This window comes from Micromonospora sp. CNZ295 (assembly GCF_004217535.1).
The window spans coordinates 1,721,884-1,744,799 of record NZ_SHKZ01000001.1 but is presented as its reverse complement, the minus strand read 5'-3'; the positions used below and the strand labels follow the sequence as shown (position 1 = coordinate 1,744,799).

Genomic DNA, 22,916 nt, shown 5'->3' with positions numbered 1-22,916 from the left:
TGCTCCCGTCGCCGCGTGCCGCCCCAAAGGGGGCAGACTACCGTCTGCCGTCAGGCGCCGTGGTAGAGGTTCTGCGTCGGCTCCACCCCGCGCACGACGACCGACTCCACCACGTCCGCCGCCCGGTCCACCAGGAAATCCAGCTCCTTGCGCTCCACCGAGCCGAAATCCGACAGTACGTAGTCCGCCGGGTCCTGCCGTCCCGGCGGCCGGCCGATCCCGAACCGCACCCGGACGTACTCCTTCGTGCCCAGCGACTTCGTCATCGACCGCAGGCCGTTGTGCCCGCCCTCGCCGCCACCGCACTTCACCCGCACCTGGCCGTACGGGATGTCCAGCTCGTCGTGGATGGCGACGACCTGCCCCGGCGGCACCTTGTAGAACTGCGCCAGGCTCGCCACCGGCCCGCCGGACAGGTTCATGTACGTCAGCGGCTTCACCAGCACCAGCCGCGGCCCACCGAACCCCAGCCGCCCCTCGGCGACCTCGGCAACCGCCCGCTTGTGCCGGCCGAACCGCACCCCCACCCGCCCCGCGAGCAGGTCGGCCACCATGAAACCGACGTTGTGCCGGTTGCCGGCGTACTCCCGGCCGGGGTTGCCCAGGCCGACCACCAGCCACGGCCCCACCTCGTCCGTCACGTCCGTCCCTTCCCGCTCTCGCTGCTGTCTCCGCGCACCGCACCACCGACGCGACACCGCTCCGATACGCCGACAGGCGCCCCCGAGGAACGGGGACGCCTGTCGCGTGCGCAGCGGACCGATCAGGCCTCGGTCTTCGCCTCGGCGTTCTCCTCGCCCGCGGCGGCCGGAGCAGCGCCGCCCTCGGCACCCTCGACTCCCTCGGCACCCTCCGAGCCCTCGGTGACCTCGCCGACCTCGGCCTCGGCCTCCTCGGTGGCCTCCTCGACCTCGGGCAGGGTGGCCTCGAGCTGCTCGGCGGTCGGAGCGGCGGTCACCGCGGCGACCGGCAGCTCCGGGTCGGCGGCCAGCTCGACGCCGGCCGGCAGCTGAACGTCACCGGCGGTCACCTGGCTGCCCGCCTCGAGGCCCTCGATGGACGCCTCGAGCCGGTCCGGCACCTTGGTGGCATCGGCCGTCACCGAAAGGGTGTCGTGGTCGTGCACGATCAGCGTGTCCTTCGCGGCCTCGCCGACCAACTGGATCGGAACCTCGACGGTGACCTTCTCGCCCCGGCGGACGAGCAGCAGGTCCACGTGCTCGAACGTGTCCTTGATCGGGTCACGCTGGATCGCCTTCGGCAGCGCCAGCACCTGCGTGCCGTCGCTCACCTCGATCGCGAAGAGCTGGTTCGCGCCACCCTTGCGGATCGCGGCCGCGAACTCGCGGGCCGGGAGGGCGATGTGCTTGGGCTTCTCGCCGTGGCCGTACAGCACGGCGGGCACCTTGCCGGCCCGGCGGGTACGGCGGGCACCACCCTTGCCGAACTCGGTGCGGGGCTCGGCGCTGATCTTTACCTCGGACACGGGGAAACTCCTGATGCTTCGCTGCTGCGCTTGTCGTCTGGCGGTGCTGGGCGAGGGGCTCGCTGGGACTCATGCGTCATACGACTGCCCGGAGCACCGCGTCGATGACGGCGCCTCCGTGCGGTGCTGTGTCAGCGGCCCGCCGGGCACCCTCGCCGTGGCAACCGCACCAGTCTACCCGAGCGGATTCCGAGCTCTCCGGCAGTCCCCGGATCACGCTCCCGCCGCCACCGCCGGCGACGGGAGCGTGCCCTTCGGCTAGCTCAGGCCACCGAACAGGGTGGTCACCGAACCGTCGTCGAACACCTCGCGGATCGCCCGCGCCAGCAGCGGCGCGATCGACAGGACGGTGAGCTTGTCGAGCTGCTTCTCCGGCGGCAGCGGCAGCGTGTTCGTCACGACGACCTCGCTGATCGGGCTGTTTTTCAGCCGCTCCGTCGCCGGGTCCGACAGCAGCGCGTGGGTGGAGGCGACGATGATCTCCGCCGCGCCCGCCTCCCTCAGGATGTCCGCCGCCTTGCAGATCGTGCCACCCGTGTCGATCATGTCGTCGACGATCAGGCAGACCCGGCCCTCCACCTCACCGACCACCCGGTTCGCCACCACCTGGTTCGGCTTCAGCGGATCCCGCGTCTTGTGGATGAACGCCAGCGGGCAGCCACCCAGCCGGTCCGTCCACCGCTCGGCCACCCGCACCCGGCCCGAGTCCGGCGCCACCACCGTCATCGGGCGGCCCGCGTACCGGCGCTCCACGTACTCCGCGAGCACGTCCATCGCGAACAGGTGGTCCACCGGGCCGTCGAAGAAGCCCTGGATCTGGGCGGTGTGCAGATCCACCGTGAGGATCCGGTTGGCGCCCGCGGTCTTCAGCAGGTCGGCGATCAGCCGGGCCGAGATCGGCTCCCGGCCGCGGTGCTTCTTGTCCTGCCGCGAGTACGGGTAGAACGGCAGGACCACGGTGATCCGCTTGGCCGAACCGCGCTTCAGCGCGTCGACCATGATCAGGGTCTCCATGACCCACGTGTTGACCCCGTGCGTCACGGACTGCACCACGAAGGCGTCCGAACCACGCACCGAGTCCTTGTAGCGTACGAAGATCTCACCGTTGGCGAAGTCGTACGCGTCGGCCGGCGTCGGCGCGACGCCGAGCACCTCGCCGATCTCCTTGGCCAACTCCGGGAAACCACGCCCGGAGAAGAGCATCAGGCTCTTACGGTTTTCGGCGACGATGCTGCCCATGGGCCGTCTGCTCCCGTAGATCGGTGGTACCCGGCGCGGTGGTGGTGGCCGGGGACTATTCGGTTGCAGTATCTCCCGTGCCGGACGCTCCGCCCACCGGCTCGGTATCCCCGTGGATTGCCTCACCTTCACTTGCCGTAGGCCCCGCGGACACCGCACCCTCGGCACCCCGCCGCGCCCGCTCGGCCGCCTCCGCGGCCGCCGTGCCCGCCCGGCGCTTCAGCACCCAGCCCTCGATGTTGCGCTGCCGCGCCCGGGCCACACCCATCGCCCCGGCGGGCACGTCCTCGATGATCACCGAACCCGCGGCGGTGTAGGCACCGTCACCCACCACCACCGGTGCCACGAACATGTTGTCCGCCCCGGTACGCGCGTGGCTGCCGATGACCGTGCGGTGCTTGCGCACCCCGTCGTAGTTCACGAACACCGTGGCCGCCCCGATGTTGCTCTGCTCGCCGATCGTCGCGTCCCCGACGTACGTCAGGTGCGGCACCTTCGACCCGGCACCGATCTCCGAGTTCTTGACCTCGACGAACGTGCCGACCTTCGCCTTCTCCGCGAGCCGCGCCGCCGGCCGCAGGTAGGCGTACGGGCCGACGCTGGCCCGCGGACCGATCTCCGCGCCCACCGCGTGGCTGCGCACCACCGTGGCGCCCGGCCCGACCAGGGTGTCCTCCAGCGTGACGTCCGGCCCGACCAGCGCGCCCGCGCCCACCACCGTGGCGCCCTTGAGCTGCGTGTTCTGGTCGACCACGGCGTCCCGGTCCAGGGCGACCGTCACGTCGATCCAGGTGGTCTCCGGATCGAGCAGGCTGACCCCGGTGCGCATCCAGGCCTCGTTCACCCGGTCCCGCAGCAGCCGCCGCAGCGCGGCCAGCTCCACCCGGTCGTTGCAGCCCAGCGTCTCCACGTGGTCCGCCGCGACGTGCACGGCCACCGGCTCACCGGCCGACACCAGCAGCCCGAAGACGTCGGTCAGGTACTCCTCGCCCTGGTCGTTGTCCGTGGACAGCTTGCCGAGCGCGTCCCGCAGCCGGGCCCCGTCGAACGCGTAGATGCCGGCGTTGATCTCCCGGATCTCCCGCTGCGCGGGCGTCGCGTCGCGCTGCTCCACGATCTGCTGGAGCCGGCCCTCGGCGTCCCGGACGATCCGGCCGAGCCCGGTGGGGTCGGGCACCTCAGCGGCGAGCACGGTCGCCGCGGCGCCCTCCCGCTCGTGCGCCTCGACCAGCGCGCCGACCGTCTCCGGGCGCAGCAGGGGCACGTCCCCGTTGATCACCACGACGGTGCCGCCGCCCGCCGGGACCGCCTCCAGCGCGATGCGTACCGCGTGCCCGGTGCCGAGCTGCTCCGCCTGGAGCACCGGAGTGGCCTGCGGGGCGATCTCGGCCAGGTGCGCGCGGACCTGGTCGGCGCCGTGGCCCACCACGACCACCGTGCGGTCCGCGGCGAGGGGTGCGGCCGCGCTCAGCACGTGGCCGACGAGCGTACGGCCGAGCAGCGGATGCAGCACCTTCGGCAGCGCGGACTTCATCCGCTTGCCCTCACCGGCGGCGAGCACGACGACGGTGCGGAGGTGGGGCTGCTGGGACACGACGTGGCTCCCGTCGTTACGGCGACAGTCTCGCGGCCATGCTAACCAGACATCATCCGCGGATGAGTAGAAGCTCCCGGGAGAGGATTCGAACCCCTACAATCAGAACCAAAATCTGACGTCCTGCCATTAGACGACCCGGGATGGTCGAAAACGGGCAAAGCAATCAGCTTGCCGAACGCCTACACCTTAGCGCCCCCCACGCGCTTCCTCATCTGCCATTCCTTTCATGATCCCCTCGATCCTCCAATACAGCTGACGGGATCGCGGGACCTCGACGCTGAGCCTCGATCCACCGACGCGGTTTCCACCGAACATCGGTTGATCATCTCGGTATTGGGTGATTCGGCGGGTATGGGGAAGCCGCTGATCACGTGATCGGCTTGCTCCGGGCGTGTTTGTTCGGGGTGGGACCGGGGTTGTGGCCTGTGGTCGGGCCGCCTGGTTTCAGTCGTTATGGCGTGGTCAGCCGGGCGCTGGGTGGACGGCGGTGAACAGGTTGTCGAATCCTGCCTGCCAGGGCCAGTGCTCGGGTAGGTGCAGGTGGATGGCGCGGGCCCGGTGCGCGAGGCGGGCGGTGACATTGATGATCCGGGTGCGGATGGTGGCGGTCCGAGCGGTGGCGTAGCGGCCGGCGGCGAGGTGTCCGGCGGCGCGGTTGAGGTTGTGACTGATGGCGGCGCAGGTCAGCCAGGCGTCGTTCGCGGCGAACCGGCCGGACGGCAGGTGCGCCAGGGGCCCGGCGATCAGATCCGCGTTGACTTGCTCGATGACAGCATGTTGGCGGTGCTGGGCTTCGGCCTGCACCAGGGTGAACGGGCTGTCGGTGAACACCGCGTGATACCGGTAGGCGGGCAGCAGTTCTTCCTGGCCGGGGATCTGTGCCGGGTTGTCGCGGCGAACCCTGCGCACGATCAGCCGGGCGGTCACAGCGTGCCGGGTGCCGACGAACGCGGTGTAGACGGTTTCGGCGATCTGCGCGTCGGAGATCCACCGCTGGGCGTCGTCGTCCCAGACGGCTTGCGGATACCGGATGTCGATCCACTGGTCCTCGTTGATGCTCGCGCACGCGGCACGGATCTTCGCATCGATCCGGCAGGTGACCGAGAACCGCACCTTCCGGCGGCGGCACGTGGAAATCACGGTCTTGGCGTAGAACGCCGAGTCGGCCCGGACCACGATCTCCCCGGTGGCGCCGCACGATCGGGCGGTGGTGATCGCTTCGGCGAGCATGCTCGCGGCACCGCGCGCGGAGCCGGCGTTACCGCTGCGCAGCCGGGTGGCGGCGATCACCGGCGCGGACAGCGGAGTGGACAGCGTTGTGATCAGCGGGTTGTAACCGCGTAGCCAGACGTTGTAGCCGCCGACCTTGGCATGGCCGAACCCGGTGCCCTGCTTCTGCTTGCCGTAGACGCGCCGCAGCATCGAGTCGATATCCACAAAGGTCAGCACGTCGGCGCCGGCCAGCAACGGTGTGCGCCCGGCCAGGCCGATCAGGGTGTCGCGGGCGGCGCCCTGCAACTGCCGCACGTGCCCGTGGGTGAACGTGCGCAGGAACGAGCCCAGCGTCGAGGGCGCGTACACGCCGGTGAACAGCGACCGCATGCCACCGTGCCGGGCGATGCCCAGGTCGTCGATGCTGTCCGCGCCGGCCAGCATGCCCGCCACGACCGTGGCGACCTTGCCCGCCGGGTTCGCGCCCTTGTCCGTCGGCAGCCGCACCCGGTCGGCGACCGCGTCGTGCAGACCGGCCTGCTGAGCCAGGCGCATCACCGGGACCAGACCGGCACAAGACACCAGATTCGGATCATCGAACGTCGCGCGCACCACCGGCGCATCATGGCGTAATCTCACCTGCGAGGTGCCCTCTCGGACCGGCGGAATAGAAGCGTCGCAACTCCTATCCTTCCAGTTCAGAGGGCACTTTCTATCTCCGGGGTCCCGTCATCCCAGCATTGATCGGTGGATCGAGGCTGAGACAGCCCCGATAGCCGCCGTCGGTGTTCCGCCGGGCGGTGACGGGCCGGTGCCGCTTGAGCGACGTGGGCTGGAAACAGTTGGGGGGGGGAACGCCGACGACGTCCGCCCACCAGGCCACCGCAGCCCGGGCGTCGGCATCCTCGTGAATAGCCACCCGGTACCGCAACGCCTCGCGCCCGACTCCCAACTCCTCGACGAAGCGCAGGAACAGCGTCACCAGCATCGGATCGCTGTTCACAAAGCGCACCCGACAGTCATGCGCGCCGCCACGGCTTCGCCTTCGTGCCTTCGGCCCAGTAGATCGCCGCGCCCACGAGCACCAACTCCCGGCGCCCCAGCCCTCGCACCGAAGCGGCCGCCTCCGCCACCGCCTCGGCGCGTGCCGCGCCGCGGACCGCCCGGTGCTCCGCCCACAGGGCGTCCGTCATGACCTTCGAGTGCGCTCGCCGCCGAGCACGGGCCGCTTCGGTATCACGGTTGAGTGGCAGGTGGCGGACCCACAGATAGGCGGTCGACCGGGCCACCCCGACTCTCCGCGCGATCTCCGGCACCGGGCAACCGTCCCGCCGCAGTCGGATCGCTTCCTCACGTAACGCGGCCGAGTGCGCGCGCGGACGGGACGGCCGGGACAGCGGTGAATCCGTCATGGACAGCAGGTTAGAACGGGCGTACGACGATTCAACGCATTCATTCGCGGCTCTCTACCGTGCGCGTCACCGCCGCAAAAGTTACGGTGACGTAGGCGTAGCTTCGTGATCTTCAGACCCCTCTGTGAGGTGCCATGTCGACTGCTCTCGTCGAATCCGCTTCCTCCGGCCCGAAGCCCCTCACCCAGGGCCCCCAGTCCCGGGGCATCCTCATCGCCCTCTGGGTGTTCGTGGTCGTACCGTTCCTCGCCCTGGTCGCGGCCGTCCCGGTCGCCTGGGGTGGCTGGCTGAGTTGGACGGACGTGGGAATCGCCGCCTTCTGGTACGTGCTCTCGGGACTCGGCATCACGGTCGGATACCACCGCTACTTCACCCACGGCTCCTTCAAGGCGACCCGCCGGCTGCGGATCGGGCTCGCCGCGGCCGGGTCCCTGGCGGTGCAGGGCGAGATCATCCAGTGGGTGGCCGACCACCGGCGCCACCACGCCTTCTCCGATCTGGAGGGCGACCCGCACTCGCCGTGGCGGTTCGGGGCGACGGTCCGGGGGCTCACGAAGGGGTTGTTCCACGCCCACATGGGTTGGCTGTTCAACCGACAACTGTCCAATCGCGAGCGGTTCGCCCCGGACCTCATCGCCGACCGGGACGTCAACCGGGTCGACCGGTTGTTCCCGCTGCTGGTGGCGGTTTCGGTGCTCGGCCCGGCGGTCATGGGCGGGCTGCTCACCTGGTCGTGGCAGGGCGCGTTGACCGCGTTCTTCTGGGCCGGCCTGGTGCGCATCGCGTTGCTGCACCACGTGACCTGGTCGATCAACTCGGTCTGCCACGTGTACGGCGAGCGCCCGTTCGCGATGCGCCAGGGCGACCGGGCGGCGAACTTCTGGCCGCTGGCGATCCTGTCGTTCGGGGAGAGCTGGCACAACCTGCACCACGCCGATCCGACCAGCGCCCGGCACGGCGTACTGCCCGGCCAGGTGGACATCTCGGCCCGGGTGATCTGGCTGTTCGAGAAGCTGGGCGCGGCCCGGGACGTCCGGTGGCCGAAGCCCGAGCGGATCGCGGCGAAGCTGGTGAAGGCCGCCGCGGAGCGGTAACCGGGCGGTGCCCCCCGACGTTACCTGGCAGTATGGCCGGGGTGAGCGGCTCGATCCCACGACAGGGCGTCACCGAGCGCCGACGAGGTGACGACATGACGGATGCGCCGGGCGGCGACAGCGTCGCTGGTCGCCGCCGGGCGGTCCCGGCGTCCGGCAAGACCTCCCGGGTACGCATGTCGGCGACTCAGCGACGCGAGCAGCTGATTTCGATCGCGCGGCAGCTCTTCGCCGAGCGCGGGTTCGACGCCACGTCGATCGAGGAGGTGGCGTCCCGGGCGAAGGTCTCCAAGCCGGTGGTGTACGAGCACTTCGGCGGCAAGGAGGGGTTGTACGCGGTGGTGGTGGACCGGGAGGTCCGCAGCCTGCTGGACCGGGTCACCACCGCGCTGACCGCCGGCCACCCGCGCGAGTTGCTGGAGCAGGCCGCGTTGACGCTGCTCACCTACATCGAGGAGGAGACCAGCGGGTTCCGGGTGCTGGTCCGGGAGTCGCCGTTGATGTCGGCGACGGGCAACTTCAGCAGCGTCATGAACGACGTCGCGCACCAGGTGGAGCACATCCTGGGCGCCGAGTTCTCCAGCCGCGGGTACGACCCGAAGCTGGCCGAGCTCTATTCGCAGGCGCTGGTGGGGATGGTGGCGCTGACCGGCCGGTGGTGGCTGGAGGTGCGCAAGCCGCGCAAGGAGACGGTGGCCGCGCACCTGGTGAATCTGGCCTGGAACGGCCTGTCGCACCTGGAGGCCAAGCCGGGGCTGATCACCGTACGGGGGCGCTGAGTCAGCGGTTGTTCGCCCCGGCGACGGGGTGGTTGCGCCGGAGCTTCTCCTCCTCGGCGTGCTCCGGGGAGCCGACCTTGTCGTAGAGGCCGGTGCCGAGCAGGATCAGCCCGAACAACATCGACACGATGACGGTCGACATCGAGAAGTTGAGGAAGTTCGCCGAGGTCTGCAGCACCGCCATCATCAGGATGCTGGTGACGAGGAAGACGGCCCCGGCGGTGAGGTTCATGTAGTGGCCCAGGTTGCCCCGCCGGGACGCGCCGACCAGCAGGAACGCGCCGAAGACGACCGACACGAGCGAGAACGCGAGGTTGGTGCGCAGGCCGAGCACCCAGTCGCCGTCGCGCGCGAAGAGCGGGTCGCCGAGCGTCAACGCGGTGCCCCAGACACCGAAGATCAGGATGTAGAGCCCGATCAGCCCGGAGAGGACCCGGTAGATCGGCCGCGCCGGATGGTTCAGCGGGAAGTGCGCCATGACGCCTCCGACCGGAAGTGACGACAGTCAGGGGCCATTGTCCCCCGGCCAACCGCCACCCGTGCCCCAAATCGCCCAGGTAGGCCCGGCAGCGCCGGCAGCGAAGCGCCACCACGAGACCGCCACCACCAATGATCACACCCACCACCCGGCAGGTGCGTGCGAACCGCAACCACGACGGGTTCTCGCCGGAGCCCGACCCGCGGAGGGATCAAGCCTGACCGCCCGGAGCGGGTCGGGCTCCGGCGAGAACCAGGAGCGCAACCAGAGAAGCCGCAGAACCAGGAGCGCAACCAGAGAAGCCGCAGGACAGCCTCAGAGCACCAGCCGAGCCTTCTGCCACGCCTCCTTCTCCTCCTCCGTGCCGACCTTGCCGTACATGCCGCACATGAGGAGGACCAGGCTGACCACCATCAGCACGATGACGGTGCCGACGCTGAAGTTGAAGATGTTGGCCTCGGTCCGGCTGAAGGCGAGCCCGGCCAGGCTGAGGGCCATGATCGCGTACGCGAACCACTGGTTGATCATCACGTCGAAGTTGCGGCCGATCACCGCGCCGGCCAGGACGGCGCCGCCGAGCAGCACGCTGAGCAGCGAGAACCCTAGGTTGGTGCCCTGGCCGAAGACGGTGGTGTCGTCCTGGGCGAGGACCTCGCTGCCGGCGCTCGTGATGAGCCCGACCACACCGAAGGCGACCAGGTACAGACCGGTCAGCCCGCCGATCGCCCGGTAGATCGGCCGCGCGGGGTGGTTGACGGGAGTGTGGGCCATGTCTGAGTCTCCAACGACGTTCGGGTGAGGGTCGCCGGTGATTCTCCCGCATGCGCCGATGTGACGCCGCACACAGCCCCGCCCGTCGGCGCTGAGCCGGCGGTCAGCCCGCCGGGATCTGCTCGGCGAGCGCCAACCACGCCTCCTCGACCTGCTCCCGTTCGGCCCGTACGTCCTTGAGCTGGGCGTCGAGGTCGGCGACCGTCGCGTAGTCGGTGGCGTTGGCGGCCAGTTGGTCGAGCAGGTCCGCCTCCTTCTGTTCCAGCTTGCCGACCTGCCGCTCCAGCTTCGCCAGTTCCTTGCGGGCCTGGCGTACCTCGGCGGCGGACAGGCCGGCCGGAGCGGGCCGGGCGGGTTCCGCGGCGGCGGCCGGCCGGTCTCCGTCGGCGGAGGCCCGGGCCAGGTACTCGTCGACGCCGCCGGGCAGGTGGACCAGTCGGCCGTCGCCGAACATCCCGTACGCGGAGTCGGTGACCCGCTCGATGAGGTACCGGTCGTGGCTGGCCACGACGATCGTGCCGGGCCAGGAGTCGAGCAGGTCCTCGAGCGAGGCGAGGGTGTCGGTGTCGAGGTCGTTGGTGGGCTCGTCGAGCAGGAGCACGTTCGGTTCGCCGGCGAGCAGCCGCAGCATCTGGAGCCGGCGCCGCTCTCCGCCGGAGAGGTCGGAGACCGGGGTCCAGAGCCGCCGGTCGTCGAAGCCGAAGGTCTCGGCGAGCTGGGCGGCGGAGATCTCCCGGTCGCCGAGGCGGACCCGGCGGGCGACCTCCTCGACGGCCTCGAGGACGCGCAGATGCCCGGGAAGTTCGGCGAGTTCCTGGGAGAGGAACGCGGGCCGCACCGTGGAGCCGGCCGCGAACCGGCCGCCGTCCGGGCGGGTCACGCCGGCCAGCATCCGCAGCAGGGTGGTCTTGCCGGCGCCGTTGCGGCCGAGGATCGCGATCCGGTCGCCGGGGCCGACCTGCCAGGTGAGGTCGTGCAGGATCTCCTTCGGCCCGGCGTGCAGGCGGACGTGTTCCAGGTCGTAGACCTGCTTGCCGAGTCGGGCGGTCGCGAGCCGTTGCAGCGACACGGTGTCGCGCGGCGGCGGGACGTCGGCGATGAGCGTGTTGGCCGCCTCGATCCGGAACTTCGGCTTCGACGTGCGGGCCGGCGGTCCGCGACGCAGCCAGGCGATCTCCTTGCGGAGCAGGTTCTGCCGGCGGGCCTCGGTGGCGGCGGCGACCCGTTCGCGTTCGGCGCGGGCGAGGGTCCAGGCGGCGAAGCCACCCTCGTACGCCCGGACGGTCTGGTCGGCGACCTCCCAGGTGGTGGTGCAGACGGCGTCGAGGAACCACCGGTCGTGGGTGACCACGACGAGGGCGCCCTTGCGGCCGAGGAGGTGGCGGGCCAGCCAGTCGACGCCGCCGACGTCGAGGTGGTTGGTGGGCTCGTCGAGGACGAGCAGGTCGGAGTCGCGGACGAGCAGCGCGGCGAGGGCCACCCGCCGGCGCTCGCCGCCGGACATCGGGCCGACCGGGGCGTCGAGGCCGAGGTGGGGCATGCCGAGGCCGTCGAGGATGGCGCGGACGCCGGCATCGCCAGCCCACTCGTGCTCGGCGCCCATGCTCTCGCCCAGCCAGGCGGTGCCGAGGACGACGTCGCGGACGGTCGCCTCCGGGGCGAGCTGGAGGGTCTGCGGCAGCCAGGCGACCCGCAGGTCGCGGCGGTGGGTGACGCGGCCGTCGTCCGGCTCCTCCTGCCGGGTGAGCAGGCGCAGCAGGGTGGACTTGCCGGCGCCGTTGAGGCCGACGACGCCGATACGGTCGGCGTCGTCGAGGCCGAGCGAGACGTCGGTGAGTAGCGGCCCGGCGGCGCCGTAGCCCTTGGACACGCGGTCCAGGTTGACGATGTTGGCCACTTCACCTCCCATGATCAGGGCGTCCCGGTGCCGGCCCGGCACCTGTGGACGCCCGGTCCCAAGGGTACGCGGACGCGGCCGGCGATGGTCACGAGCGGCCCCCGGGCGGCGGCGCGGTCAGACCACCCGGGCGCCGGCGACCGGGCCGTGGGCGGTGCGGGCCTGCCGGCACACGCCGGCGGCGTCCAGGTCGGCGGCGATCCGCTCCGCGTCGGCCGCGTCAACGGCGAGGAAGACGCAGGTCGGACCCGACCCGGAGACGATGCCGGCGAGCGCCCCGGCGGACTCGCCCGCCTTCAGGGTGGCGGCCAGGGACGGGCGCAGGGACAGCGCGGCGTCCTGGAGGTCGTTGCCGAGGGCGGCGGCGAGCACCCGCGGGTCCCGCTGCCGCAGCGCGGCGAGCAGCGCGTCGGTGCTGCCGAGCGGCGGACCGGCGGCCCCGGCGGCCCGGAGCCGGTCGAGTTCGGCGTACGCGGCCGGGGTGGACAGGCCACCGTCGGCGATCGCGACGACCCAGTGCCAGGAGGTGGGGCGGGCCAGTACCGGGCTGACCGCCTCGCCCCGGCCGGTGCCGAGCGCGGTGCCGCCGTGGATCAGGAACGGCACGTCGGAGCCGAGGTCGGTGGCGATGCCGGCCAGTTCGTCGCGGGACAGGCCGGTGCCCCACAGGGCGTCACAGGCGACCAGCGCCGCGGCGGCGTCGGCGCTGCCCCCGGCTAGCCCGCCGGCGAGTGGGATCTGCTTGCGCAGGTGCAGCCGGGCGTGCGGGAGGACGCCCGCGTACCCGGCGAGGGCGTGGGCGGCGCGGATGACCAGGTTGGAGTCGTCCAGGGCCAGTTCGCCGGTGCCCTCGCCCTCCATCGTCAGGGTGAGGGTGTCACCGCGTCGGGCGGTCAGCTCGTCGTGGATGGAGATCGCGTGGTAGACGGTGTTCAGCTCGTGGTAGCCGTCGCGGCGCAGCGGCCCCACCCCGAGGTGCAGGTTGACCTTGGCGGGCACCCGTACGCGCACCGGCCCGCTGGCACCCCGCGGCTCGTCGTCCTCCGGTCGCCAGGCCTCGGTCACGGGGTGTCGTCCCGGAGACGCGACCGGATGTCGGGCGGCTGGGTCACGATCGGCTCCTGCTGTCGGCGGCGGACGCGTTCACGCGGGCCCTCAAGAGGCTCTGTCCTCCGGATCTCGACGAGATCCGGAAGACACTCCCTGGCGGGCACGGCGCCAGCCTAGCGGGCGGCCGGTGCGGCGGTCGGGGCCGACGCGGCGATGTCGGCGAACTGCTCGACGGTGAGTGACTCCCCGCGTGCGCCGGGGTCGACACCGGCGGCGGTGAGCGCCTCGGCGGCCCGGTCGGCGCCGCCCGCCCAGCCGGCGAGGGCGGCGCGGAGGGTCTTGCGGCGCTGGGCGAACGCCGCGTCGACGACGGCGAAGACCCGCTCGCGGGGTACGTCGGCGCGGGGCGGCTCGCGACGGGTGAAGGCGACCAGTCCGGAGTCGACGTTCGGCACCGGCCAGAACACGTTCGGCGGGACCTTCCCGGCGGCGCGGGCGCGGGCGTACCAGGCGAGCTTGACCGACGGCACCCCGTACACCTTGGAGCCCGGACCGGCGACCAGCCGGTCGGCGACCTCCTTCTGCACCATGACCAGGCCGTGCCGCAGGCTGGGCAGCTCGGCGAGCAGGTGCAGCACCACCGGCACGGCGACGTTGTACGGCAGGTTGGCGACCAGCGCGGTGGGCATCGGGTCGGCGAGCTGCGCGGCGGTGACCCGCAGCGCGTCGGCCCGGTGCACGGTGAGCCGGTCGGCGACGGCGCCGGCGTGCCGGGCGGCGGTCTCCGGGAGAGCCGCGGCGAGCGCGGGGTCGATCTCGACGGCGTGCACGTGCGCGGCGACCGGCAGCAGGGCGAGGGTGAGCGAGCCGAGCCCGGGGCCGACCTCGAGTGCCACGTCGTCCGGGGCGAGGCCGGCGGTGGTGACGATCCGGCGGACCGTGTTGGGGTCGTGGACGAAGTTCTGGCCGAGCTTCTTGGTGGGGGCGACGCCGAGGCGGGCGGCGAGGTCCCGGATCTCGGCCGGGCCGAGGAGACCGGTCACGCCCCGTAGCGTATGCCGGCCGGGACCGGTGCCCGGAGGGGACCCGTCACCTGCCGCCGGCGGTCGCGGTCACCACGGGCCGAAGGCGCGGTCACCGGTGGTGGAGATGGCCTCGCACAGCTCGTCCAGGTCGACGCCGGTGGTGGTGGCCAGCGCGCGGACGGTGAGCGGGACGAGGTAGGACGCGTTCGGCCGGCCGCGGTGCGGCATCGGGGTGAGGTACGGCGCGTCGGTCTCCACCAGGAGCTGGTCCGGCGGGGTCACCGCGGCGGCCTCGCGGAGCGCCCCCGCGCTGCCGAAGGTGACCGTGCCGGCGAAGCTGAGCAGGTAGCCGCGGCGGACGCACTCGCGGGCGAACTCGGCGTCGCCGGAGAAGCAGTGCAGCACCACCGTGTCCGGTGCGCCCTCGTCGTCGAGGATCCGCAGCACGTCGGCGTGGGCGTCGCGGTCGTGGATGACCAGGGTCTTGCCGTACCGCTTGGCGATGTCGATGTGCGCGCGGAAGCTCAGCTCCTGTGCCGCGCGGCCCTCGTCGCCGGTGCGGTAGAAGTCCATGCCGGTCTCGCCGATCCCGCGGACCCGCTCGTCCGCGGCGAGGGCCTCGATGGCGCGCAGCGCCTCGTCCAGGTCGGCCAGCCGGGGCGCCTCGTTGGGGTGCAGCGCGACGGTGGCGACGACCGCCGGGTACTTCTGGGCCACGTCCGCGCTCCACCGGGACGAGTCGACGTCGACGCCCACCTGCACCAGCCGGTCGACGCCGACGGCGGCGGCCACCTCGACCGCCCTCCCGACCGGGTCGTCGACCGGGCCACCGCCCGGTACGCCGGCCTCGCTGACCGTGATGTCGAGGTGGGTGTGGCTGTCCGGCACGGGACGGGGCAGCGGCTCGGGTGCGGGCGGGAACTCCCCGGCGCGGCGGGCCGCGCGCTGCCTGCGGGACTCGGTCTGCTCGCTCATCGCCGCAAGCATCACACACCGGGCCTGGCCATCCGCCCGCACCCGAGGTTCACGTGACCGACGACCGGTCGTTGACACCCGTACGCGATCTGAGCGGGCGGCGCATACCGGCGGGCGGCACGGGAATGCGCCCGGGGACCGATGCGGGAGCACGACCTCGGGGAGCGAACATGCCGTTCATCACCGTGGGGACGGAGAACTCCGCCCCCATCGACCTGTACTACGAGGACCACGGGTCCGGCCAGCCGATCGTGCTGATCCACGGGTTCCCGTTCAACGGGGCCACCTGGGAGAAGCTGTCGATGCCGCTGCTGAACTCCGGATACCGGGTGATCACCTACGACCGGCGTGGTTTCGGCAATTCCGCCCAACCGACGTTCGGGTACGACTACGACACGTTCGCCGCCGACCTGGACGTCCTCATGACGGAGCTGGACCTGCGCGACGCGATCCTGGTGGGCCACTCGATGGGCACCGGAGAGGTGACCCGCTACCTGGGCGCGTACGGCTCGGACCGGGTGCAGCGGGCGGTGCTGATCTCGCCGCTGGCGCCGTACCTGTTGCAGACGCCGGACAACCCGGAGGGCGTCGAGAAGAGCCTGTTCGACGGCTTCCAGAAGGCGATCATCGAGGACCGGTTCGCCTACCTGACCCAGTTCTGCGACGCCTTCTTCAACTATTCGGAGAACAAGGGGAAGCTGGTCAGCGAGGAGGCGTTCCGGGCGCACTGGGAGATCGGCGCGCGGGCGTCGGCGAAGGGCAGCCACGACTCGGTGGACGCCTGGCTCACCGACTTCCGCGGTGACCTGCCGAACATCGACGTGCCAGTGTTGATCATCCAGGGCGACAAGGACAACGTCCTGCCGTACCCGAAGACCGGCGCCCGGCTGCAACCGATGCTGCCCGGCAGCCAACTGGTCACGCTGAAGGGCGCCCCGCACGGCATTCCGTGGACCAACGCGCCCGAGGCCACCAAGGCGATCATGGAGTTCATCGGGGCGCCGGCGATGGCCCGCGCCTGAGCGGGGCGCCGCGGCGTACACCGGTCGCGGCCACCGCGACGCACGGCGGCCCCGGAGCCACGAGCCCCGGAGCCGCCCCCGCGTCCGCCGGCCAGCCGCCGCGCGTCAGCCGGACAGGCGGGCGAGCTCCTCGTCGACGATCGACGGGTCGAGCTTGCGGAACACCGGCTTGGGCGGGGCCAGCGGTCGGCCCGCCGCCAGCGGCACCGACTCCCAGCGCGCGCCGACCGAGTAGTCGCCGGTCAGCACCGGGTACGCGGGCCCGCCGTCGAGATCCTCGACCTCCTCGATGACCGGCATCGGCGCGTGCACGCCGGTGCCGCCGAGCAGCTCGTGGATCTTCTGCGCGGCGTGCGGCAGGAACGGCGTGAGCAGCGTGTTCGCATCGCTGACCACCTGCAGGGCGACGTGCAGGATGGTCCCCATCCGCGGCTTGTCCGCCTCGTCCTTGAGCTTCCACGGCGCCTGCTCGGACAGGTAGCGGTTGGCTTCGGCGACCACCTTCATCGCCTCGCCGATGGCCTGCTTCTGCCGGTGCTTGCCGATCAGCTCGCCGACCGTGGCGAAGCCGGCGCGGGACACCGCGAGCAGCGCCTCGTCGGCCTCGGTGAGCCCGGACGGGTCGACCGGCGGGATCGCGCCGAAGTTCTTCGCCGCCATCGAGATGGACCGGTTGACCAGGTTGCCCCAGCCGGCGACCAGCTCGTCGTTGTTGCGCCGGAGGAACTCCGCCCAGGTGAAGTCGGTGTCGTTGCTCTCCGGGCCGGCGACGGCGATGAAGTAGCGCAGCGCGTCCGCGTCGTAGCGCTCGAGGAAGTCGCGGACGTAGATGACCACCCGGCGGGACGAGGAGAACTTGCGCCCCTCCATGGTGAGGAACTCGCTGGAGACCACCTCGGTGGGCAGGTTGAGCCGGCCCAGCTCGCCCGGCTGCCCGTCGCGGGCGCCCGCAGCGGAGTAGCCGGACAGCAGGGCCGGCCAGATCACCGAGTGGAAGACGATGTTGTCCTTGCCCATGAAGTAGTAGCCGCGGGCGTCCTTGCCCTGCCCGTCGGCCGACCACCAGCTGCGCCAGGCCTCCGGGTCGCCGGAGCGGCGGGCCCACTCGATGGAGGCGGACAGGTAGCCGATCACCGCGTCGAACCAGACGTAGATGCGCTTGTCACCGCGGTCCCGCCAGCCCTCGAGCGGGATCGGCACGCCCCACTCCAGGTCCCGGGTGATGGCGCGGGGCTGGAGATCGTCCAGCAGGTTCTTGGAGAAGCGCAGCACGTTGGGCCGCCAGCCCTCCCGGGTGTCCAGCCACTGCCGCAGCGCGTCCGCGAGGGCCGGCAGGTCCAGGAAGAAGTGCTCGGTCTCGACGAACTCCGGCGTCTCCCCGTTGATCTTCGACCTGGGGTTGATCAGGTCGATCGGGTCGAGCTGGTTGCCGCAGTTGTCGCACTGGTCGCCGCGGGCGCTCTCGTAGCCGCAGATCGGGCAGGTGCCCTCGATGTAGCGGTCGGGCAGCGTCCGGCCGGTGGACGGCGAGATGGCGCCCATGGTGGTCTTCGGCACGATGTACCCGTTGCGGTACATCCCCTCGAACAGCTCCTGGACGACGGCGTAGTGGTTGCGGGTGGTGGTGCGGGTGAACAGGTCGTAGGACAGCCCGAGGCCGTGCAGATCCTCCACGATCACCCGGTTGTAGCGGTCGGCCAGCTCGCGGGGGGTGACCCCCTCGGCGTCGGCCTGCACCTGGATCGGGGTGCCGTGTTCGTCGGTGCCGGAGACCATGAGCACGTCGTGGCCGGCCATGCGCATGTACCGGGCGAAGACGTCGGAGGGAACGCCGAAACCGGAGACATGGCCGATGTGGCGCGGGCCGTTGGCGTAGGGCCAGGCAACCGCGGCGAGAACGTGACTCATGACCAGCAAGCCTAGTGACCGGTGCGGGACCGCTGCGAACCAATAGGCGGGCGGGTCGCCTCGCGCAGCGGTCGCCGGACCGGACGTTGGTCCGATTTGTCCTCGACACGCGGCCGGACGTGCCCGGTGAGGTGTGCGTACCGGTGTGCAATGAACACCGTGAGTGGCAGACGAGCCGACGAGCGCCCCGACGGTCCGCCGGCCGGCGGTCACCACGATCCCGCCGTACCGCAGCGCACCGGCGCCGTGGCGCCGCACCCCCGCCCGGTGCCGGCCGCCGCGCCGGCGGCGGCCGAACCGGCCGTCGAGGTGGAGCCGACCACCGGCGCGCCGCTCGACGCGCTGCCGCGCCGGGTCCCGGTCCGCCAGCCGCGCCGGCTGCGCCGGGGGCGTTCCCGCCTCGGTGACCCACCGGACGGCGACGAGACGTGGGCACCGATCGAGGAGGTGCACTGGGACGGCACACCGGTGAAGGCGGAGCCGGAGCGGGACCGGTGGGCCTGGTTCGACCGGTGGCGGCGGCGTGCGCGGAAGCCCACCCACCCGCCCGACCCGCTGCCGGGTCTGGCCGCGCTGGTCGCCCTCAGCCTGGTCGCGGCGTTCTTCGCCTGGGTCAGCGCGGCACCCCTGTGGCTGGCGCTGGGGCACTCGACGTCCGGGCGGGTGGTGATCGACCACTGCTCCGGAGGAGGGCTGACCCAGCGCTGCCGGGGCAACTTCGTCGCCGGGCAGGACCGGTGGATCGCGCACGGCGTGGCGGTGACCGGGGTGCCCGGGGAGCAGGCGGTGCCGGGGAGCGTCGTACCGGCCCGGGTGACCGGCCCCGACGCCGGCACCGCGTACGCCGAGACCGGCGCGTCCGGGCACCTGCGCTGGCTGCTCGGCCTCCTGGCGGTAGTGGGCTGCGGCGCCGGCATCGCCCGGTGGAGCGGCGCCACCCGGCTGGCCGACCCGGGTCGCCGTCGCTGGGCGGTGGCCGTCTCGGCCGCCGGGCCGCTGCTCCTCACGGTCGGCTTCCTCATCGCCGCCTGGTGAGGGCGTCAGGAAGGGCTCCTGTTGACGGCTGCGGTAGGCGAAGGGCCGCTTCCTGACCGCGCCGTGGGCGGGCGGGCGGGTCCTGACCGCGCCGCGGGCGGGCGCGCGAGCGGCTTCAGCGGTGGACGACGTCGTAGACCTCGCGGCGCCGGAGTCCGTACTCGGCGGCGACCTCGGTCACCGCGTCGCGCCGGGAGCGGCCGGCCGCCTCCCGCTCGGCGACCGTCGCGCGCAGCGTCTCGTCGTCCGGCCGCTCGGCGGTGACCGGCGGCGCGCCGGCCACCACGAGCGTGATCTCACCGCGCGCCGGCCCCTCGGCGGCCCACGTCGCCAGGTCGCCGAGCGGACGGCGGAGCACCTCCTCGTACGTCTTGGTCAGCTCGCGGCACAGCGCGGCCGGCCGGTCCGCCCCGAAGGCGGCGGCCAGGTCGGCGAGCGCCCCGGCCACCCGGTGCGGGGCCTCGAAGAAGACCAGCGTGCGTTCCTCCGCCGCCAGGGAGCGCAGCCGGGACCGCCGGGCCGCCGGGGTACGCGGCAGGAAGCCCTCGAAGCAGAACCGGTCACTGGCCAGCCCGGAGAGCGCGAGCGCGGTGGTGACGGCGCTGGGACCGGGGGCGGCGGTGACCGGCACCCCGGCGTCCAGCGCCGCCCGGACCAGCCGGTAGCCGGGATCGGAGACGCTCGGCATCCCGCCGTCGGTGACCAGGGCGACGGAGTCGCCGGCCAGGAGCGCATCCACCAGGTCCGGGGTACGGCGCTCCTCGTTGCCCTCGAAGTACGAGACGATCCGGCCGGGCACGGTCAGGTCGAGGTCCCGGGCCAGCCGGGTGAGCCGTCGGGTGTCCTCGGCGGCGACCACGTCGACGGTGGCGAGCACCGCGCGGAAACGGGCGGACGCGTCGGCCGGGTTTCCCAGCGGCGCGCCGAGGAGGATCAGGCGTCCGGGCTCGGACTTCTCACCCACGAGACGGTGCTCCTTCATCGACGGCGGTAGAGATTCTTGGGACGACGGGCGCCAGCACCCACCTTCGCAGCCTACGATCGCGGGGTGACTCAGGCGTCGACAGCGCACCCCGCCGGCCAGGCCGGGTCGGAGCACTCCGATCGAGACGCGTCCGCGGGCGGCGTCCCCGACGTCGTACGACGCCGGCTGGCCGGCGTGGACGCCCACCTCGACGGGCGGTCCTGGCTGGCCACCGCTGTGGTCGTCGCGATCGCGGCGATCCTGCGCCTCGTCAACCTCGCCCACCCGCCGGGCAAGGTGTTCGACGAGGTCTACTACGCCCGGGACGCCTGGGGTCTGATCAACAAGGGCGTCGAGTGGAGCTACCAGGACGACGGCCCGTCGTACGTGGTCCACCCGCCGCTGGGCAAGTGGCTGATCGGGCTCGGCGAGTGGGCCTTCGGCTACTACGACTACGACAACGAGCGCGGCGTCGTCGTGGTCGAACAGGTCGCCGGGCACCTGTTCACCACCGCTCCGGAGTTCGCCTGGCGGTTCTCGGCGGCGATCGTCGGCACGCTCTCGGTGCTGCTGCTGGTCCGGATCGGGCGGCGGCTGTTCCGCTCGACGGTGCTGGGCTGCGCCGCCGGCCTGCTGCTCGCCCTGGACGGCTTCCACCTGGTGCTGTCCCGCACCGCGCTGCTCGACATCTTCCTGCTCTTCTTCGTGCTGGCCACGTTCGGCGCGCTGGTGCTCGACCGGGACGCCCGGCGGCGCCGCTGGGCCGGTGCCCTGGCGGACGGGCTGGACCCGGGCCGTCCCGGGCGCGCCGGCCGGCCGGCCGGTGGCTGGCGTAACTGGCCGTGGTGGCGGCTGGCCGCCGGGGTGCTGTTCGGCTGCGCGTGCGCGGTGAAGTGGAGCGCCCTGTACTTCCTGCCGGCCTTCGTGCTGCTGGTGGTGTTCTGGGAGGTGGGCGCCCGCCGCTCCGCCGGGGTGCGCCGGCCGTGGCGGGACACCCTGCTGGACGAGGTCCCCTGGCTGGTGCTGGCGGGGCTGCTGATGGTCGTCACCTATGTCGCCACCTGGTCCGGCTGGCTGCTCGGCGACGAGGGGTACTACCGGGTGATCGACGCGCAGCGCTGGCCGAACGCCCGGCTGAGCGACACCCCGGTCGTCGGGGCGCTGCAGAACCTCGTCGAGTACCACCGGGCCGCGTACGGCTTCCACGCGCAGCTGGACGACACGCACAAGTACCAGTCGTGGCCGTGGCAGTGGCTGCTGCTCGGTCGTCCGGTCGCCTTCTACTGGTCCGGCGACGGCGCCTGCGGCGCGGCGAGTTGCGCCTCGGAGGTGCTGCTGCTGGGCACGCCGCTGCTCTGGTGGTCGTTCCTGCCGGCCCTGGTCGCGCTGGCCTGGCTGGGCCTGGCCCGGCGCGACTGGCGGGCCGGGGCGATCCTGCTCTGCGTGGCCGCCGGCCTGCTGCCCTGGTTCTGGTTCGCGGTCGCCGGCGGTCGCACGATGTTCTCCTTCTACGCGGCGCCGGCGCTGCCGTTCCTGGTGCTCGCGGTCACCTACGTGCTGGGGGCGATCATCGGCCCGCCGGTGTCGGCGGCCGCCGCGCCGGAGGCCGACCAGGACCGCCGGCTCGTCGGAGGCGTCATCGCCGGGGCGTACGTCGTGCTGGTGGCGCTCTGCTTCGCGTACTTCTACCCGATCTTCGTCGGCGAGACCATCCCGTACGACGACTGGTCGAACCGGATGTGGTTGGACGGCCGCTGGATCTGACGGGGATGCGGCGGCTCGCCGCCGCACCGTTCACGGATCGCCGCCGCTCGCGTCGGCGACCGGCCGAACGTTGACGCGCGCACGGTTTCGCGTGCGGGCCCGTTCACGTAGATGCGCGCCCCGATCGCCTGCCACGGGGGAAGCGGGCGATTGGAGCGCGCAGGGAGAGCTTAACCAGCCTGCCCCAACGGCACAACGGGTCGGCTCGGGTCAGATTCACGACGGACGCCACGCCCGACAGTCGTTGCACCCGGGACCGGTGACGGTACGTCAGCCGGCCAGGGCACGGCGTCACGGATGACCGTCGCCGCGCGCCGGTTCCGGGTTCACCATTCCTTCCACGCATTGATGAATTTATCTTTCTGGTTAACGGCTGTCGAACTCGACGGCACCCGGCACGACTGGACCGTCGGGCGACCCCCGACCGACCGGATGGAGCACGCGATGACCCGTACCCTCCGCTGGCTGTGCGGCCTCCTGGCCGCCGCCACCCTCTCGACCCTCGGCGTCGCCGCCCCGGCCCGGGCCGCGACCATCTCGGTGCCGCTGCGCACCCTCGTCGCCGACCTTCCCGTCGCCTCCGAAGTGCGCACCGGCTACTCGCGCGACCTCTTCCCGCACTGGATCGACGCCGACGGCGACGGTTGCAGCACCCGGTACGAGGTGCTGATCGCCGAGGCCACCACGAAGCCGTCGGTCGGCTCCGGCTGCTCCCTCTCCGGCGGCCGGTGGTACTCCTACTACGACGCCGCCTACTGGACCAACCCGTCCGACCTGGACATCGACCACCTCGTGCCGCTCGCCGAGGCCTGGGACTCGGGTGCCCGCAACTGGACCACCTCGCGGCGACGGTCGTTCGCCAACGACCTGGGCGACGCGCGCTCCCTGGTGGCCGTCACCGACAACGTCAACCAGGCCAAGGGCGACCAGGACCCGGCGACCTGGCTACCCGCTCAGGAGCGGTGCCGCTACGTCCGCGAGTGGGCCGCGGTGAAGACCCGGTGGCGGCTGACCGTGGACAGCGCGGAGAAGAGCAGGCTCACCAGCTTGGCGAACTCCTGCACCAACATCACGGTCACCGTGACCCACGCCTGGTGAGGCGGACGGGGACGGGGCGGGCCAGGGAGAAAACGTGCTTTCTGATCCGCCTCGTCCCTGCTGCGCCGCTCATCACGGGTATGCCTGTTCGTGCCGTCGTATCCGGATGT

Annotated in this window: 21 protein-coding genes, 1 tRNA gene and 1 pseudogene; 6 read left to right on the top strand and 17 right to left on the bottom strand. The window is 72.0% G+C overall.

The window, feature by feature from the left end; all coding sequences use genetic code 11:
- Positions 1 to 50: 50 nt before the first annotated feature.
- From pth to EV376_RS30780, 9 genes and pseudogenes are all read right to left on the bottom strand, one after another.
- The gene (gene pth / locus EV376_RS08410) at positions 51 to 641 is read right to left on the bottom strand and encodes an aminoacyl-tRNA hydrolase (RefSeq protein WP_130321564.1); all 591 of its coding nucleotides are present in this window, start codon (positions 639 to 641) and stop codon (positions 51 to 53) included.
- Positions 642 to 763: 122 nt separating this feature from the next.
- Positions 764 to 1,486: a 50S ribosomal protein L25/general stress protein Ctc gene (locus EV376_RS08405; protein WP_130321563.1), complete on the bottom strand. Its 723-nt coding sequence runs from the start codon at positions 1,484 to 1,486 to the stop codon at positions 764 to 766.
- Positions 1,487 to 1,744: 258 nt separating this feature from the next.
- Positions 1,745 to 2,725 carry a ribose-phosphate diphosphokinase gene (locus EV376_RS08400; protein ID WP_130321562.1) on the bottom strand — a complete coding sequence of 327 codons (981 nt, stop codon included), beginning with the start codon at positions 2,723 to 2,725 and terminating at the stop codon, positions 1,745 to 1,747.
- A 55-nt stretch (positions 2,726 to 2,780) separates the two neighbouring features.
- Positions 2,781 to 4,319, bottom strand: coding sequence for a bifunctional UDP-N-acetylglucosamine diphosphorylase/glucosamine-1-phosphate N-acetyltransferase GlmU (glmU, locus tag EV376_RS08395; protein ID WP_130321561.1), 1,539 nt, complete (start codon positions 4,317 to 4,319; stop codon positions 2,781 to 2,783).
- A 73-nt stretch (positions 4,320 to 4,392) separates the two neighbouring features.
- Positions 4,393 to 4,463: transfer RNA gene (locus EV376_RS08390), tRNA-Gln, on the bottom strand.
- A gap of 321 nt (positions 4,464 to 4,784) precedes the next feature.
- Positions 4,785 to 6,173: an IS1380 family transposase gene (locus EV376_RS08385; RefSeq protein ID WP_130321560.1), complete on the bottom strand. Its 1,389-nt coding sequence runs from the start codon at positions 6,171 to 6,173 to the stop codon at positions 4,785 to 4,787.
- Between the two features lie 73 nt (positions 6,174 to 6,246).
- Positions 6,247 to 6,537, bottom strand: coding sequence for a hypothetical protein (locus EV376_RS08380; protein WP_130321559.1), 291 nt, complete (start codon positions 6,535 to 6,537; stop codon positions 6,247 to 6,249).
- 16 nt (positions 6,538 to 6,553) lie between these two features.
- A complete protein-coding gene (locus EV376_RS30785) occupies positions 6,554 to 6,727 on the bottom strand; it encodes a hypothetical protein (protein ID WP_486482949.1) in 174 nt (57 codons plus the stop codon).
- A 72-nt stretch (positions 6,728 to 6,799) separates the two neighbouring features.
- A pseudogene (locus tag EV376_RS30780) lies at positions 6,800 to 6,946 on the bottom strand (helix-turn-helix domain-containing protein); the annotation flags it as partial.
- Between the two features lie 134 nt (positions 6,947 to 7,080).
- Here EV376_RS30780 and EV376_RS08370 point away from each other — a divergent pair.
- Both EV376_RS08370 and EV376_RS08365 read left to right on the top strand, forming a co-directional pair.
- A complete protein-coding gene (locus EV376_RS08370) occupies positions 7,081 to 8,040 on the top strand; it encodes an acyl-CoA desaturase (protein WP_130321557.1) in 960 nt (319 codons plus the stop codon).
- Between the two features lie 95 nt (positions 8,041 to 8,135).
- Positions 8,136 to 8,819, top strand: coding sequence for a TetR/AcrR family transcriptional regulator (locus tag EV376_RS08365; RefSeq protein WP_130321556.1), 684 nt, complete (start codon positions 8,136 to 8,138; stop codon positions 8,817 to 8,819).
- A gap of 1 nt (position 8,820) precedes the next feature.
- Here the strand turns inward: EV376_RS08365 and EV376_RS08360 are convergent, their stop codons facing one another.
- The 6 genes from EV376_RS08360 to EV376_RS08335 form a co-directional block, all read right to left on the bottom strand.
- Positions 8,821 to 9,297 carry a DUF4383 domain-containing protein gene (locus EV376_RS08360; RefSeq protein WP_130321555.1) on the bottom strand — a complete coding sequence of 159 codons (477 nt, stop codon included), beginning with the start codon at positions 9,295 to 9,297 and terminating at the stop codon, positions 8,821 to 8,823.
- Positions 9,298 to 9,612: 315 nt separating this feature from the next.
- The gene (locus EV376_RS08355) at positions 9,613 to 10,068 is read right to left on the bottom strand and encodes a DUF4383 domain-containing protein (protein WP_130321554.1); all 456 of its coding nucleotides are present in this window, start codon (positions 10,066 to 10,068) and stop codon (positions 9,613 to 9,615) included.
- 103 nt (positions 10,069 to 10,171) lie between these two features.
- On the bottom strand, positions 10,172 to 11,965 hold the full coding sequence (locus EV376_RS08350; protein ID WP_130321553.1) for an ABC-F family ATP-binding cassette domain-containing protein: 1,794 nt from the start codon (positions 11,963 to 11,965) through the stop codon (positions 10,172 to 10,174).
- 117 nt (positions 11,966 to 12,082) lie between these two features.
- Entirely contained in the window at positions 12,083 to 13,030 is a 948-nt protein-coding gene (locus tag EV376_RS08345) for a 4-(cytidine 5'-diphospho)-2-C-methyl-D-erythritol kinase (RefSeq protein ID WP_130321552.1), read from the bottom strand.
- A gap of 158 nt (positions 13,031 to 13,188) precedes the next feature.
- Positions 13,189 to 14,058: a 16S rRNA (adenine(1518)-N(6)/adenine(1519)-N(6))-dimethyltransferase RsmA gene (rsmA, locus tag EV376_RS08340; protein WP_130321551.1), complete on the bottom strand. Its 870-nt coding sequence runs from the start codon at positions 14,056 to 14,058 to the stop codon at positions 13,189 to 13,191.
- Between the two features lie 69 nt (positions 14,059 to 14,127).
- Positions 14,128 to 15,027, bottom strand: a complete 900-nt coding sequence (locus EV376_RS08335; protein ID WP_130321550.1) for a TatD family hydrolase — start codon at positions 15,025 to 15,027, stop codon at positions 14,128 to 14,130.
- A 158-nt stretch (positions 15,028 to 15,185) separates the two neighbouring features.
- Here EV376_RS08335 and EV376_RS08330 point away from each other — a divergent pair, with 158 nt between their 5' ends.
- A complete protein-coding gene (locus tag EV376_RS08330) occupies positions 15,186 to 16,037 on the top strand; it encodes an alpha/beta fold hydrolase (RefSeq protein ID WP_130321549.1) in 852 nt (283 codons plus the stop codon).
- A gap of 105 nt (positions 16,038 to 16,142) precedes the next feature.
- Here EV376_RS08330 and metG read toward each other — a convergent pair whose 3' ends face one another.
- On the bottom strand, positions 16,143 to 17,945 hold the full coding sequence (gene metG / locus EV376_RS08325) for a methionine--tRNA ligase (RefSeq protein WP_130321548.1): 1,803 nt from the start codon (positions 17,943 to 17,945) through the stop codon (positions 16,143 to 16,145).
- A 150-nt stretch (positions 17,946 to 18,095) separates the two neighbouring features.
- Here metG and EV376_RS08320 point away from each other — a divergent pair, with 150 nt between their 5' ends.
- Entirely contained in the window at positions 18,096 to 18,980 is an 885-nt protein-coding gene (locus tag EV376_RS08320) for a hypothetical protein (protein WP_486482560.1), read from the top strand.
- Between the two features lie 115 nt (positions 18,981 to 19,095).
- Here the strand turns inward: EV376_RS08320 and rsmI are convergent, their stop codons facing one another.
- A complete protein-coding gene (rsmI, locus tag EV376_RS08315; protein ID WP_486482559.1) occupies positions 19,096 to 19,962 on the bottom strand; it encodes a 16S rRNA (cytidine(1402)-2'-O)-methyltransferase in 867 nt (288 codons plus the stop codon).
- A 66-nt stretch (positions 19,963 to 20,028) separates the two neighbouring features.
- Here rsmI and EV376_RS08310 point away from each other — a divergent pair, with 66 nt between their 5' ends.
- A complete protein-coding gene (locus EV376_RS08310; RefSeq protein WP_130321546.1) occupies positions 20,029 to 21,708 on the top strand; it encodes a phospholipid carrier-dependent glycosyltransferase in 1,680 nt (559 codons plus the stop codon).
- Between the two features lie 444 nt (positions 21,709 to 22,152).
- Entirely contained in the window at positions 22,153 to 22,806 is a 654-nt protein-coding gene (locus EV376_RS08305) for an HNH endonuclease family protein (RefSeq protein ID WP_130321545.1), read from the top strand.
- Positions 22,807 to 22,916 lie beyond the last annotated feature (110 nt).